Genomic DNA, 13163 nt, shown 5'->3' on the forward strand with positions numbered 1-13163 from the left:
ATGGCTTTGTGAGCATGTAACAAACGTGTGATGGGGACGAAATTGGCGTCCCATCACCGAATAACATTCGTATTTGGGGGCCGCAAGGGTGCTTGACGGGTCCATGCGGCTCGCCGGAAAGAGAGGAATTAATGGGTAAAGTAATCGGCATCGATCTCGGTACGACGAATTCTTGCGTCGCCGTAATGGAAGGCAAGGAAGCCAGGGTCGTCGAAAACTCCGAGGGCGCGCGCACGACCCCGTCGATGGTGGCATTTACCGAAGATAGCGAGCGTCTCGTCGGTCAATCGGCGAAACGCCAGGCGGTCACCAATCCGGAGAACACGCTGTTCGCCATCAAGCGGTTGATCGGCCGCCGCTTCGACGATCCGTTGACCAAGAAGGATATGGGGCTGGTCCCCTACAAGATCGTCAAGTCGGACAACGGCGATGCGTGGGTCGAAGCCCGCAGCAAGGGTTATTCGCCGAGTCAGGTCAGCGCCTTCATCCTGCAGAAGATGAAGGAAACGGCGGAAGGGTTCCTCGGCGAAAAGGTCGAGCAGGCGGTCATCACCGTGCCGGCCTATTTCAATGACGCCCAACGCCAGGCGACCAAGGACGCGGGCAAGATCGCCGGCCTCGAAGTGCTACGCATCATCAATGAGCCGACGGCGGCAGCGCTGGCCTACGGGCTCGAGAAGAACACCAGCGGAACGATCGCGGTCTACGACCTCGGCGGCGGCACCTTCGATATTTCGGTTCTCGAAATCGGCGACGGCGTGTTCGAGGTCAAGTCGACCAACGGCGACACCTTCCTCGGCGGCGAGGATTTCGATGCCAAGATCATCGACTACCTGGCCGACGAGTTCAAAAAGGAACAGGCGATCGACCTGCGCCAGGACAAGCTGGCCCTGCAACGGCTCAAGGAGGCGGCGGAGAAGGCCAAGATCGAGCTGTCGAGTTCGGGCCAGACCGAGGTCAACCTACCGTTCATCACCGCCGACCAGTCAGGGCCGAAGCATCTCAACATAAAGCTGACGCGATCCAAGCTCGAGCAGCTGGTCGAGGGTCTCATCGAGCGCACGGTCGGACCGTGCAAGAAGGCATTGAGCGACGCCGGGCTGAAAGCCTCGGAAATCGACGAGGTCATCCTCGTCGGCGGCATGACGCGGATGCCCAAGGTGATCGAGACGGTCAAGAACATCTTCGGCAAGGAGCCTCACCGCGGCGTCAATCCCGACGAGGTGGTCGCCGTCGGCGCGGCGATTCAAGCCGGCGTGCTGCAGGGCGACGTCAAGGACGTGCTGCTGCTCGACGTGACGCCGCTGTCGCTCGGCATCGAGACGCTGGGCGGCGTTTTCACCCGGCTCATCGACCGCAACACCACCATCCCGACAAAGAAGAGCCAGGTCTTTTCGACCGCCGAGGATAGCCAGCCGGCGGTAACGATTCGGGTCTTCCAGGGCGAGCGCGAGATGGCGGCCGACAACAAGCTGCTCGGGCAGTTCGACCTCGAGGGCATCCCGCCGTCACCGCGCGGCGTGCCCCAGATCGAAGTGACCTTCGACATCGACGCCAACGGCATCGTCAACGTGTCGGCGAAGGACAAGGCGACCGGGAAAGAGCAGGCGATCCGTATCCAGGCCTCGGGCGGCCTCTCCGACGACGACATCGATCGCATGGTCAAGGACGCGGCAGAGCATGCCGGCGAAGACAAGAAGCGGCGCGAACTGGTCGAGGCCAAGAACGCCGCCGACAGCCTCATCCATCAGACCGAGAAAGCGTTGACCGACTACGGCGACAAGGTCGACGAGGCCGACAAGGAAAAAATCGAATCGACCATGGCCGAGCTGCGCGAGGTCAAGGACGGCGAAGATGTCGAAGCCATCCAGACCAAGACCCAGGAGCTGGCCGAAGCGGCGATGAAGCTCGGCGAGGCGATGTACAAGGCCCAGCAGGCCGAGGCGGAGGCCGAAGCCGGCGCGGAAGATGCCGCGGACGCCCCCGAATCGGACGGCGACGACCAAGTTGTCGATGCGGACTTCGAGGAAGTCGACGACGACGACAAGAAGAAATCGGCCTGACGCCTTCCCGGGTTCGAGGGCCGAGGATTGGGGACGCTATACATCCCGACGCGGAATTGGGCGGGCCGGTCTATTGATTGGCCCGCCGCTCCGTCGCGTCGGATGTAGTCCGGGTGGGGCGGCATGGCGAAGCGTGACTACTACGAGACGCTCGGCGTCCGGAAGGGCGTGCCGGCCGACGAACTCAAGCGCGCCTTTCGCAAGCTGGCCAAGGATTACCATCCCGACCGCAACCCCGGCGATCCGAGCGCCGAGCTGAAATTCAAGGAAATCAACGAAGCCTATGACGTCCTGAAGGACGACGAAAAACGCGCCGCCTACGACCGTTTCGGCCATGCCGCCTTCGAGGCCGGAGGCATGGGCGGCGGCGGACGCGGCGGCGGCTTCGGCTTCGAGCAGGCCTTCGGCGGCGGTTTCGCCGACATCTTCGACGAGATGTTCGGCGATCTGACCGGCGGCCGGCGGACGCGGGAGACCCGCGGTCGCGGCTCCGATCTGCGCTACAACATGGAAATCACCCTCGAAGACGCCTTCAACGGCACCAAGACTCAGATCCGGGTGCCGACGATGCAGCCCTGCGATTCGTGCGACGGCACCGGGAGCGAAGGCGGAAGCCGTCCGGTATCGTGCTCGACGTGCGGCGGACGCGGCCGGGTCCGGACCCAGCAAGGCTTCTTCACCATGGAGCGGACCTGCCCGTCCTGCGGCGGCGCCGGGCAGATGATCGAGAACCCCTGCAGCACCTGCAACGGCGCCGGCCGGATGCAGAAAGAGCGGACGCTTTCGGTGACCATCCCTCAAGGGGTCGATGACGGCACCCGCATCCGCCTCGCCGGCGAGGGCGAAGCCGGCCTGCGCGGCGGGCCGGCCGGCGACCTTTATATTTTTCTCCGCATCGCGGCACACAAGATGTTCCACCGCGACGGCGCCGACCTCTATTGCCGGGTCCCGATCTCGATGACCCAGGCCGCCCTCGGTGGCACCATCGAAGTGCCGACCGTCGACGGCACACGCGGCCGGGTCACCATTCCCCACGGCACCCAATCCGGTGGCCGGTTCCGGCTTCGCGGCAAGGGCATGACCGAACTCCACGGCGGCCATCGCGGCGACATGTATGTCGAGGTCCAGGTCGAGACCCCGGTCAATCTGTCGAAGAAACAGCGCGACCTGTTGCAGGAGTTCGACGACGCCGGCAAGGGCCGCTCGACCAGCCCGCAATCGGAGGGCTTCTTCCAGAAGGTCAAGGAGCTGTGGGACGACCTGACCGAGTAGGCGGTCGGCGAATCCTATACGGCGGAATTTCTTGAGCCCCTACCCGCGGACCTTCCCGGGTGGACAGCGTCGCCCCGATTTGCGAGGAATGGATCGGCGCGGCCATGATGAAAAACTCCTGGGTCGGGATCATGCGTCCGGCCTTTCGTGCGTCGCCGAATCAGCAGGAGAACCGGCCGCGTCATGGCAACCGGAAACATCGTATTCATCGGGCACCCTCCCTTCATCGAGGGTGGTTCCGGTCCGCTCGCCGATCAATCGCTGACCAACCTGCGCTCCGCCGGCCATCGCGTGCGGGCGATCTGCGCCATGTTTCCGGGCAAGGCCAAGTGGCGCGACGCGTTCGCGCGGCTCTATCCCGAAGTTCCAGTGGTCTGGTATGACATGCCGCCGCTCGGCGATCCTTTCGCCGCGGCGCCGGTCGACGTTGTCGAAACCCAGCTGCGCGGAGTGAGGCCAGCGTTGACGGCGATGGTCGCCGAGGACAAGGCGGACCTCGTTTACCTGAACCGGGAATCCCTGACGTGGGGCACGCCCACGGTGGCACGCGCGCTTGGCCTGCGCGTGCTGGCATCCATGCACGGCACCTCGCTGGCCAGCAGTGGCGGCACCTTTAACGGCCACGACGGGCGGGCGCGGCTCGCCCGTTTTGGGCGGGTGGACCTCGTCGCCTGTTGCGCCGAACACTTGACCAGAACGGTGCGCGAAGCCGGCCTCAGCAATGCCGAAACTTTGCTAAACGGGGTCGATACCAAACTTTTCCGTCCCCGCCAACGGCCGCCGGATATGGCCGACCGGCTCGGGGTGACGGCGACCGATATCGTGGTTCTCCATGCCTCGAATCTAAGATCGATCAAGCGGCCGCTCGATCTGGTGCGGGGTTTTGCCCGTGCTTTCGGCGGCGACCGGCGCCTGTTTCTTGTGATCGCCGGTGATGGCGACTTGCGGGATAAGATCGAAATCGAAGCGAGCCGGCTCGGGGTTCGGGACCGCGTCGCCATGATCGGCTGGATTCCCCACGATGACATGCACGACTGTTACGCGCTCGCCGACTTTTCCGTGCAGACCTCGACGTCCGAAGGTCTGTCGATGGCGTGCCTGGAGAGTATGGCAAGCGGCCGGCCGGTGATCGCGACCGACATTCCGGGCTCGCGCGAGTTGATCACCGACGGGGAAGATGGCTTGCTGTTCCCGACCGGCGACATCGAAGCGCTCGCCGGGGCGATCCTTGAAATGGCACAACCCAAGCGCCGTCGGCCGATGGCCGATGCGGGTCGGCATAAGGTCGAGCTGCATTTCAGCGCCGAGATCTTGGCCCGTCGCCAGCTCGAGATTGTCGACCAGTTGCTGTGACCTCCCGACGAGCGATGACCGCACTGCCGGTAACCAGTTAGTGAAACGACTCGCGGCCGCTCGTCGTGATACAGTTTGCGCCTCATGACGGAACGAATCGCCTACGCAATCCTGATCGGACTGGCCGTGATCTGGCTGGTGGCGATAATCGCCGGGTCGATCGCGGCGTGGCCTTATGGCGTCCTCGGACTGCTCGCGCTGCTGGCGGTCGGCCTGTTGTTCGTCAAGGTCGTGCGCGAACGACTGGCGAGCCGCGAGGACGACTATTATTCGAAGAACGTCGATAAGTAGGGGGTGGCAATACGGATAACCACGCAGGACGAATTCGCCGATTACGAGGTCGTCGAGACCCTCGGCATCGTCAAGGGCAACACCATCCGCGCCCGCCATATCGGCAAGGATATCCTCGCCGGCCTGCGCCAGATCGTCGGCGGTGAGATTACCGAATACACCAAGATGCTGGCTGAATCGCGCGAGCAATCGATCGACCGCATGCTCGAGGAGGCGGCCGCGCTCGGCGCCGACGGCATCGTCTGCCTGCGCTTTACGACCGCGGCGGTAATGCAGGGAACGGCGGAACTGCTCGCCTACGGCACGGCGGTCAAGCTGCGGCCGAGGGAACCGCGCAGCGGCTGAATTCGCGATGCTGCCGTGGCGGCGCGGCGATCGTTCGGCTTGGCGGTTCGCCCCATTGTCCCTTATTCTCCATTCCGTCGGGGTCGGCGGCGTAACAGCGGCGCCGGCCTGGGGTTGGTGTCGTCGTATCCGCACACGCGTTCGCAACGGAGGATAACCCCATGGTCGATGTCTTCTTCGCCACCAACCGCGACTTCACCGGTACCGCAAACAAACCCGAGTTCGGCAACCGCTTCCACGAGAAGGGTCCCTACTATCTGCGCTACGGCAAGGCGGTGGTCGACCGCCCCAAGGCCCAGGGCAAGGATTACACCGTGCGGTCGGTGCGGCTGGCCAAGGAAAAAATCGTCAAGGACGAAGAGAAACGGGTGCTCGGCAGCGACGAGATCTTCGAAACCGTGCGCGAGCGCATGGCCTCCGGCAAGAGCGATACCATCGTTCTGATTCACGGCTATGCCTCGACCTTCGAGGACGCGCTGGCGCGCGGCGCGGAGATCAAGGATCGCTATCAGTACGACGATAACGAGCCCAATGTGTTCGTCTTCTCATGGCCCGCCAATGGCGAGATGGTGCCGATGATTTCATATCTCAGCGACCGCCAGGACGCGCGCGCGTCGGGCGTCGCGGTGGCGCGCTCCATCCTCCGTCTGCGCGAGTACCTGACCGCACTCGATCGCAGTGACTATTGCCGCCATTCGCTGCATCTCGTCGCCCACTCGATGGGTAACTTCGCCCTCCGTCACGCGGTCCAGGGTTTGCGCGGCGAGCTCGGTTGGGGCGACCTGCCGCGGATGTTCGACAACGTCTTCCTGATGGCCGCCGACGAGGACAACGACACCTTCGAGCACGACTACAAGCTGCGCCAGCTGCCCAACCTGGCGCGCGCCGTCCACATCTACTATTCGCCCGACGACCAGGCGCTGACGATCAGCGACGTGACCAAGAACAACCCCGATCGCCTCGGCTCAGAGGGCCCGCGGCTGAAGGACAATTTGCCGCGCAAGGTCACGCTCGTCGACTGCCGCAGCGTCGACACGACCAGCCTCGGCCATGCCAAGCACCAGTATTATCGCGCCCGCGAAGAGGTGTGGGAGGACGTGCGGCAGGTGCTCGCCGACAAGCTGCCGGGCCAGATCGACGGCCGCGAATATTTGGCCGACGAACGCGCCTACCGCATCCTGTCGTTCAAGGAACGCCGCGCCGCCGGCGGCTGAATGTGGAGCGGACCAGCGGGTGCGCACGGCCCTTTCCTCAGCATCATATCGACCTAAACCTGCACCGGCAGATAGTCGTCGCGCCACTTGAGGACGATGTTGAAGCTGATGCTGATGCGCGGCGACCGCGACAGGTTGGGATGGACGAAGTGATTGAGGAAGGCCGGCCACAGCAGGACCAGGCCGGGCTCGGGATCGACCGTATACTCGGCCTCGATATAGGGGTCGCCCTTGATCGCCGTCATGTTGGCCGCCGCGCCGCGCGGATCGTGGAAGGTTATCCGTCCCGGCCGCACGTCGGCACGGGTCTCCAGCGGCTCTTGCTCGTCGGGAACCGCGACGTAATAGGTTCCGCTGAGATAGGCATGGGGATGGTTGTGGAGGTCGTGGTAATCGCCGAAGCGGTTGACGTTGGGCCAGCCCTGGATTGTCCAGTCGATGGCGTAGGTCATGCCGCAGCGGGCGAAATAGTCGCCCACCGTCTTGTTGACGCATTGGCGTAGCCAATCGACCGCGGGATGGTCTATGGCCATGAAGTTGTCGGCGAGATAATCGGTGGTGAGGTCCTGGCGAGCGCCATCGAGCTCGAGGATCAGCGCGCCCAGCACCTGGTTCGCCGCCTCGTGGCCAGGCAACCGGCGGTGCATCATCGTCGTCGGCCAAAGGTCGACAAAGCCATCCGTGTCGGGCCTGCGGTCGGTCATGGGTCGCTCACACGTTTCCGCTTCCAATGAACAGGAAGGCCCATAATACGTTGCCCCGCGATCGAAATCGGCGCAAATTTCCGTCCACTCCGAATTGTGCGAAAGAGGCCGGTGATGGGCATTTTGACCGACGACATGAAACGCGTGATCACCGAGCAGCGGCTCGGCTTCGTCGCCACGATCTGCCAAGACGGGTCCCCCAACCTGTCGCCCAAGGGGACGATGACGGTGCTCGACGACGACACCATCCTGTTCTCGAATTTGCGCTCGCCGGCGACGATCGCCAACCTCGCCGCCAACCCGGCGATCGAGATCAACTTCGTCGATCCGCTGGCTCGCAAGGGTTACCGCTTCAAGGGCGAGGCCGCCTATATCGCGCGCGGCACGGCCGTGTTCGACGAGCTGCTGCTTCACTTCGAGCCATGGGGCGATCTGACCCCGAATATGCAGGGGATCGTCAAGGTCGCGGTCATGCGGGCGCTGCCGATCACCTCGCCGGCCTACGACGTCGGTGCCACCGAGGCCGAATTGAAGCGGCACTGGCTCGGCCATTTCGAGAGCTTGGCGGCCGCCCCCGCGATCGAGTAGAACGGCGGGCGGGCAATCGCTGGAGGAACTGATTTTGGGGGCAACGAGATGACCGAATCCAGGATCGGGATCGTCGGCTGCGCCGGCCGCATGGGCCGGATGCTGGCGCGCGAGGTCGCGGCGGCGGCGGATTGCGTCCTCGCCGGCGGCACCGAGACGCCGGGAAGCGCCGCGGTCGGCAAGGACATGGCGGCGCTGGCCGGGCTCGAACCGATCGGCGTCGTGGTCGGCGACGACCCGGTCGACCTGTTCGCCGCCGTCGACGTGGTGATCGATTTCACCGTCCCGGCGGCGACCGTGCGCCATGCCGCGTTGGCGGCGCAGGCGCCCTGCGCCCTGGTCATCGGCACCACCGGATTGGACAATGCGGCACAAGACAAGGTGGCCGCCGCGGCCCGCCATGCGCCGATCGTGATGGCCGGCAATATGAGCGTCGGGGTCAACTTGCTGGTCGATCTGGTGCGCCAGGTGGCCGGCGTTCTCGGTCCCGGCTACGACATCGAAGTGGTCGAGATGCATCACCGCAACAAGGTCGATGCGCCCTCCGGCACCGCGCTCATGCTCGGTCGCGCCGCCGCCGAAGGCCGCGGTGCCGATCTCGAGGCGGTGGCGCGCATGGCGCGTCAGGGTCAGGTCGGGCCCCGGCCCGAAGGCGAGATCGGTTTCGCCACACTGCGCGGCGGCGACGTGGTCGGCGAACACCAGGTCATCTTCGCCGGCGACGGCGAACGCGTCGTGCTCGGCCATATCGCGTCCGATCGCCGGCTGTTCGCCAAAGGCGCGGTGCGGGCCGCGTTGTGGGCGCGGGGCCAGGCCCCGGGGCTCTATTCGATGGTCGATGTCCTCGGGCTATAGCCCCTTGGTGCCGTCCTTCCGAGCGGTCGAGACACCGCGCCGGCCAATTCCTGTTCCCCAACGCACGACGGCGATACCGGTCAGGATCAGGACCAGGGCGGCGAGCGTCTTCCAGCCGAGTCGCTCGGACAGGATCAGCCACCCCCAGAACACGCCCATCACCGGGACGATGAAATTCACCAGCGACAAGAACGACGGCCCGGCCAGCGACATGATGCGGAAGAACAGGACATTGCCCGCCGCCGTGCTGATCAGCCCGAGGGCGAGCAACGCGGCCAGGGATCGGGTATCCGGCGTGAGAGTCCAAGGTTGGTCGACGATCAGGCTCGCCGGCACCGCCCACAGCGACGCGCCGATCATCGCCGCCGCCCCGTTGGCCGCCGGCGGCAGATGACGGATGCGGCTGGCGAAGATATTGACCAGAGCATAGCTGAACGCGGCGCCCAAGACGGTGAGTTGACCAATGAATTGCGCGCCCAGCCCGCCAAGCGCGTCGACCCCGACCAGAACGACGATACCGCTCAAGCCGATAGAAATTCCCGCCAGCTTTGCGACGGTGGTGCGTTCGCCGGGCACGAAATAATGCGCCATCACCAGGGTGAACAAAGGGACGCCGGCCATCAGGATGGCGGCCACGCCGCTGTCGATGTGGATCTCTCCATAACCGATCAAGGCGAACGGCAGTGTGTTGCCGAAGAACCCGATCGCCAAGTAGATGCTCCAACCGCGGAGCGAATCGGGCAGCCGCTGACCGAGCGCGCGGGCGAGCGCCGCCAGGCACACGGCCGCGATCGCCAACCGGACGGCGGCAATGGTCAGCGGCGGTACGGTGTCGACCGAGATCTTGATCAGCAGGAACGATCCGCCCCAGACGGTCCCCAGCAGCAAGAGCAGAAGAATATCGCGAAACTCGCCGTGCCGCGTCATCGCATGCCCGCTAGTTGCAGTGCCGAATAAAAAGCTAAGCGTTCAGGCCGGGCCGCGCGCCCGGCGCAGCGCCGTTTCGAGCGCGTCGGCGAGGTCGGCCCGTTCTTCGGGCGTAAGGAAGGAGCCGATGGCGACATGATCCTCGCGCGACGATACGACGAGCCGGCTATGATGCTGATCCGGGTCATTGAGGTTGACGCGCAGCCAATGGGGCTTGAACGACCAGGTCTTGACGCCGCCGCCCGGGAAGACCCGCCGCACGATCAGCTGATCGCGGGTCAATCGCACGGTCTCATAGAGGCGGCCGCTGCGGTAGCTCGCCTTGAAGGCCCAATAGACGAGGAGCACGTCGAGACCGAAGAATCCCACCACCGGCCACGCCCCCTGCAGCAGGAAGGCGAGCCCGGCGGTAAAGCTAATCGCGGCGACCGAGCCCATGACCAACCAGAAGCCGAGCGGGCTCAGGCTGCGGTGGGGCGTTAATACGGCGTCGAAGAGCGTCACCGCGAGCCTGCTCGGCCCATCATCGAGTTGGTTTCGCTGATCCATGGCGCGATCATCATATACCAAGTGACATCGAGATTGGGCGACTCTCCCTCAACGCGTGGCCCCCGCACCACCATTTGCGGGCACGCGCCGGCGCGCTACAGTGGCGGCCATGAGAAAAGCCGATGTCGAGGAATTCTTTCGCCGCCTGTCGGCGGAGCGGCCGGCGCCCAGCGGCGAGCTCGAGCACATCAATCCCTATACGTTGCTGGTCGCCGTCGTCCTCTCGGCCCAAGCCACGGACAAGGGCGTCAACAAGGCGACCGGGCCGCTGTTCAAGGCCGCCGACACGCCGCAGCAGATGGTGGCGCTCGGCGAGGCGCGGTTGCGCGACTATATCAAGACCATCGGCCTCCATAATTCGAAGGCCAAGAATGTCATCAAGCTCAGCGAGATCCTGCTCAACGATCATGGCGGCATCGTACCCCGGGATCGCGAGGCGCTGGAGAAGCTGCCGGGGGTCGGGCGCAAGACCGCGAACGTGGTTCTCAACATCGCCTTCGGCCAGCCGACGATCGCCGTCGATACCCACATCTTCCGGGTCGGTAACCGCACCGGATTGGCCCCCGGCAAGACGCCGCTCGAGGTCGAGATGAAGCTCGAGCGGGCGGTCCCGGAGCACTACAAGCTCCACGCCCACCACTGGCTCATCCTCCATGGCCGCTACGTCTGCAAGGCGCGCAAGCCCGACTGTCCGCGCTGCGTCGTCCGCGACCTCTGCCGATTCAAGGGCAAGACCACGCTCGAATGAGCTTATCCCTGGAGCTGCTGGCGGCAGCGCTACTGCCGGTCCTGGTCATCCTGTGGTACGTGCGCCACCGCGACGCCTTTCGCGAGCCGCCCCGGGTGGTCATGGCGACGTTCCTGCTCGGCATGGTGACGGTGACGCCGCTTCTCGCCGCCTGGTTTTTTATCGGCCGCGTGCTTTCCGATTTCAGCGATCCCTTCGTCTTCGCCGCCGCCGCCGCTTTCCTCGAGGCGGCGATCCCGGAAGAAGCGCTGAAATTCCTGGTGCTCTATTTCTACGCCGCACGCCACGATGCCTTCGACGAACCGATGGACGGAATCGTTTACGGTGTCGCCGCCTCGCTCGGTTTCGCCGGATTGGAAAACATCCTCTATGTCTCCGACGGCGGGTGGCAGGTGGCGATCGCGCGGGCGCTGACCGCGGTGCCGGCCCATGCCCTCGACGGCGTGCTGATGGGTTTCTATGTCGGCCTCGCCCATGTGATGCCGGCGCGACGGTCCGAATTCTTGGCCAAGGCTCTGGCCGTGCCGATCCTCTTCCACGGCCTCTACGACCTGCCGCTGATGCTGCTCAACAGAAACGAAATGGCGGCCCGGGGCACCGAATACCTCGCCGATCAGCCGTGGGCGCTGGCGGCCATCGCTGTGTTGGTGGTCGAGGCGGTCGTGGCGCGGCACCTCTATCGGCGGTTTCGGCTCATGCAGGACCGCCAAGTGGCGCGCCAGACCGTGGCCTGAACGGCAAGCTAACTTCGCAGCACCGGGCGCGTCATACAGGTCGGGCCGCCTTCACAGGGAATACAGATCGCGTCGCCGGGGAAGGTGTCGATGCGACAGCCGGCGTCGACCAGGCGGCGGACGGTTTCCGGCGCGCCGTCGATCATCACACCATGGCGCGGCGCCACCGCGAGAATATTGAGACAGAGGCCCTTGGTCGCCGCGAATTCGTCGACCGGCGCCTCGACCGGGGTCACGCCCCGCGCGATGAGGAGCTGGTAGAGCGCGACCGGCAGCAGCGGCCGATAGATCAGCGCCAGGTCTTGGTCGAGCAGGCTGATCAGCGACATCAGGTGAAGGCAGGCCGCCTCGCCCTCCCACATCGGCAGATCGAAGGCGACGACCTCGACGCCGAGCGGCTCGAGGAGTGCGGCGAGCTGGTCGATCCCGGCTTGGTTGGTCCGGAAGCCGCGGCCGACGGTCAATGTGTCCCGATCGAGCCAGACACAGTCACCGCCTTCGACCCGCCCCGGATCGGCGATCCGCCCCAAGATCGGTATGCCATGCCGGCGATAGGTGCGGTCGTGAAGCGCGACCTCGGGCTGGCGCAGCGCCTTGCCCATGTTGAGCAGCACCGCGCCGGCTGCGGTGACCAGCGAAGGATCGTGGGTGAAGACGGCATCGGCGAGACCGTCGCCGGCGTCGTCGGTCCACAGGATCTCGGCGCCGGTCGCCGCGACCAACGCGGCGAAGGCTTCGTATTGGGCGGCGAGTGCGGCGCCGTCGAGGGCCGCCGCATAGTGCCAAATCGCCGGGTCGGCGCCGGTCATCGCCGAATTCGGCCGGTGCATGATGACCCGCCTCAGCGGCGCGACCATGTCCTGAGCGCCGTAGCCCCCGATCGCCGTCTTGCGTAGCTCATTCATTTCCTTGTACCCGTTCCATGTCGGCGCGGTCGTCCACCAGCAGCGCCAATGCGTCCGCGGATGCGATCGCCGTGCAAAACTCGCCGTGCAAGTTGGCCACCGTGGTGCGGTGGATCAAATCCGGATCGAAATCGGTGCCGTCCGGCGCCAGCCGATTGGTGCAGGCGCAACCCTCGGGCACGAGGTAGGTGTCGAAACCCAGATTGCCCGCCATGCGCACGGTCGTCTCGACGCACATATTGGTGAAGAACCCCGCCACCACTAGGCGGTTGACGCCCCGTCGGCGCAACGCGAGCTCGAGATTGGTTCCGATGAACCCGCTGTTGACGTCTTTCCGGACCGTGATGTCATCCTCGCGGGGCTCGAACCCCTCCTTCAGCCGCCCGCCTGGTTGGGAGAGTTTGAGTGGCGAGGCCGCTTCACGCGAATCGTGGAGCGTGAAGGCAACGGGAAGCGCCTGCTGTCGCCAGCCGTCGAGAAGCCGCCGCATGGCCGCCTCCGCGTCCGGGTTGTTGCGCCGGGCGTTCGGCCCGCCCCAATAGGCGAGCGCGTCGACGCCCTGTTGCACGTCGACCAGCAACAACGCCGTTTCGGCACCGAATCTACGGATCATTC

General features: G+C 65.1%; 15 protein-coding genes. 10 read left to right on the forward strand and 5 right to left on the reverse strand.

Going from position 1 to position 13163, the window contains the following annotated elements:
- The first annotated feature begins 131 nt into the window (after nucleotides 1-131).
- The 6 genes from dnaK (at nucleotide 132) to GY791_03650 (ending at nucleotide 6538) form a co-directional block, all read left to right on the forward strand.
- Nucleotides 132-2063, forward strand: a complete 1932-nt coding sequence (gene dnaK, locus GY791_03625; GenBank protein MCP4327509.1) for a molecular chaperone DnaK — start codon at nucleotides 132-134, stop codon at nucleotides 2061-2063.
- 123 nt (nucleotides 2064-2186) lie between these two features.
- On the forward strand, nucleotides 2187-3335 hold the full coding sequence (dnaJ, locus tag GY791_03630) for a molecular chaperone DnaJ (protein MCP4327510.1): 1149 nt from the start codon (nucleotides 2187-2189) through the stop codon (nucleotides 3333-3335).
- A 183-nt stretch (nucleotides 3336-3518) separates the two neighbouring features.
- Nucleotides 3519-4688: a glycosyltransferase family 4 protein gene (locus GY791_03635; protein ID MCP4327511.1), complete on the forward strand. Its 1170-nt coding sequence runs from the start codon at nucleotides 3519-3521 to the stop codon at nucleotides 4686-4688.
- Between the two features lie 84 nt (nucleotides 4689-4772).
- Nucleotides 4773-4979 carry a hypothetical protein gene (locus GY791_03640; protein ID MCP4327512.1) on the forward strand — a complete coding sequence of 69 codons (207 nt, stop codon included), beginning with the start codon at nucleotides 4773-4775 and terminating at the stop codon, nucleotides 4977-4979.
- Nucleotides 4980-4988: 9 nt separating this feature from the next.
- Nucleotides 4989-5324 carry a YbjQ family protein gene (locus GY791_03645; GenBank protein MCP4327513.1) on the forward strand — a complete coding sequence of 112 codons (336 nt, stop codon included), beginning with the start codon at nucleotides 4989-4991 and terminating at the stop codon, nucleotides 5322-5324.
- A 161-nt stretch (nucleotides 5325-5485) separates the two neighbouring features.
- Complete coding sequence (locus GY791_03650) at nucleotides 5486-6538, forward strand: alpha/beta hydrolase (protein ID MCP4327514.1); 1053 nt, start codon at nucleotides 5486-5488, stop codon at nucleotides 6536-6538.
- A gap of 53 nt (nucleotides 6539-6591) precedes the next feature.
- Here GY791_03650 and GY791_03655 read toward each other — a convergent pair whose 3' ends face one another.
- Complete coding sequence (locus tag GY791_03655; protein MCP4327515.1) at nucleotides 6592-7242, reverse strand: hypothetical protein; 651 nt, start codon at nucleotides 7240-7242, stop codon at nucleotides 6592-6594.
- A 114-nt stretch (nucleotides 7243-7356) separates the two neighbouring features.
- On the opposite strand from GY791_03655, the gene GY791_03660 reads away from it, so the two are divergent.
- Together GY791_03660 and GY791_03665 are read left to right on the forward strand one after the other, a co-directional pair.
- A complete protein-coding gene (locus GY791_03660; GenBank protein MCP4327516.1) occupies nucleotides 7357-7830 on the forward strand; it encodes a pyridoxamine 5'-phosphate oxidase family protein in 474 nt (157 codons plus the stop codon).
- A 48-nt stretch (nucleotides 7831-7878) separates the two neighbouring features.
- Complete coding sequence (locus GY791_03665) at nucleotides 7879-8685, forward strand: 4-hydroxy-tetrahydrodipicolinate reductase (protein ID MCP4327517.1); 807 nt, start codon at nucleotides 7879-7881, stop codon at nucleotides 8683-8685.
- Here the strand turns inward: GY791_03665 and GY791_03670 are convergent.
- Both GY791_03670 and GY791_03675 read right to left on the reverse strand, forming a co-directional pair.
- A complete protein-coding gene (locus GY791_03670; protein ID MCP4327518.1) occupies nucleotides 8680-9612 on the reverse strand; it encodes an EamA family transporter in 933 nt (310 codons plus the stop codon). The two genes, GY791_03665 and GY791_03670, sit on opposite strands and share 6 nt — an antisense overlap.
- A gap of 42 nt (nucleotides 9613-9654) precedes the next feature.
- A complete protein-coding gene (locus tag GY791_03675) occupies nucleotides 9655-10161 on the reverse strand; it encodes a DUF2244 domain-containing protein (protein MCP4327519.1) in 507 nt (168 codons plus the stop codon).
- 109 nt (nucleotides 10162-10270) lie between these two features.
- Here GY791_03675 and nth point away from each other — a divergent pair, with 109 nt between their 5' ends.
- Entirely contained in the window at nucleotides 10271-10909 is a 639-nt protein-coding gene (gene nth / locus GY791_03680; protein ID MCP4327520.1) for an endonuclease III, read from the forward strand.
- The gene (locus GY791_03685) at nucleotides 10906-11643 is read left to right on the forward strand and encodes a PrsW family intramembrane metalloprotease (GenBank protein ID MCP4327521.1); all 738 of its coding nucleotides are present in this window, start codon (nucleotides 10906-10908) and stop codon (nucleotides 11641-11643) included. Before nth ends, GY791_03685 begins: the two co-directional genes overlap by 4 nt.
- Before the next feature lie 8 nt (nucleotides 11644-11651).
- On the opposite strand, the gene GY791_03690 is transcribed toward GY791_03685, so the two are convergent.
- Both GY791_03690 and GY791_03695 read right to left on the reverse strand, forming a co-directional pair.
- Nucleotides 11652-12524 carry an amidinotransferase gene (locus GY791_03690; protein MCP4327522.1) on the reverse strand — a complete coding sequence of 291 codons (873 nt, stop codon included), beginning with the start codon at nucleotides 12522-12524 and terminating at the stop codon, nucleotides 11652-11654.
- 16 nt (nucleotides 12525-12540) lie between these two features.
- Nucleotides 12541-13161, reverse strand: a complete 621-nt coding sequence (locus GY791_03695; protein MCP4327523.1) for an isochorismatase family protein — start codon at nucleotides 13159-13161, stop codon at nucleotides 12541-12543.
- Between the last annotated feature and the right edge of the window lie 2 nt (nucleotides 13162-13163).

This window comes from Alphaproteobacteria bacterium (assembly GCA_024244705.1).
Lineage (GTDB): Bacteria > Pseudomonadota > Alphaproteobacteria > JAAEOK01 > JAAEOK01 > JAAEOK01.

Bases quoted from the DNA above. Each gene is read 5' to 3' on its own strand.
- dnaK (MCP4327509.1), top strand. From the start codon at position 132: ATGGGTAAAGTAATCGGCATCGATCTCGGTACGACGAATTCTTGCGTC.
- dnaJ (MCP4327510.1), top strand. From the start codon at position 2,187: ATGGCGAAGCGTGACTACTACGAGACGCTCGGCGTCCGGAAGGGCGTG.
- GY791_03635 (MCP4327511.1), top strand. From the start codon at position 3,519: ATGGCAACCGGAAACATCGTATTCATCGGGCACCCTCCCTTCATCGAG.
- GY791_03640 (MCP4327512.1), top strand. From the start codon at position 4,773: ATGACGGAACGAATCGCCTACGCAATCCTGATCGGACTGGCCGTGATC.
- GY791_03650 (MCP4327514.1), top strand. From the start codon at position 5,486: ATGGTCGATGTCTTCTTCGCCACCAACCGCGACTTCACCGGTACCGCA.
- GY791_03655 (MCP4327515.1), bottom strand. From the start codon at position 7,242: ATGACCGACCGCAGGCCCGACACGGATGGCTTTGTCGACCTTTGGCCG.
- GY791_03660 (MCP4327516.1), top strand. From the start codon at position 7,357: ATGGGCATTTTGACCGACGACATGAAACGCGTGATCACCGAGCAGCGG.
- GY791_03665 (MCP4327517.1), top strand. From the start codon at position 7,879: ATGACCGAATCCAGGATCGGGATCGTCGGCTGCGCCGGCCGCATGGGC.
- GY791_03670 (MCP4327518.1), bottom strand. From the start codon at position 9,612: ATGACGCGGCACGGCGAGTTTCGCGATATTCTTCTGCTCTTGCTGCTG.
- GY791_03675 (MCP4327519.1), bottom strand. From the start codon at position 10,161: ATGGATCAGCGAAACCAACTCGATGATGGGCCGAGCAGGCTCGCGGTG.
- nth (MCP4327520.1), top strand. From the start codon at position 10,271: ATGAGAAAAGCCGATGTCGAGGAATTCTTTCGCCGCCTGTCGGCGGAG.
- GY791_03685 (MCP4327521.1), top strand. From the start codon at position 10,906: ATGAGCTTATCCCTGGAGCTGCTGGCGGCAGCGCTACTGCCGGTCCTG.
- GY791_03695 (MCP4327523.1), bottom strand. From the start codon at position 13,161: ATGATCCGTAGATTCGGTGCCGAAACGGCGTTGTTGCTGGTCGACGTG.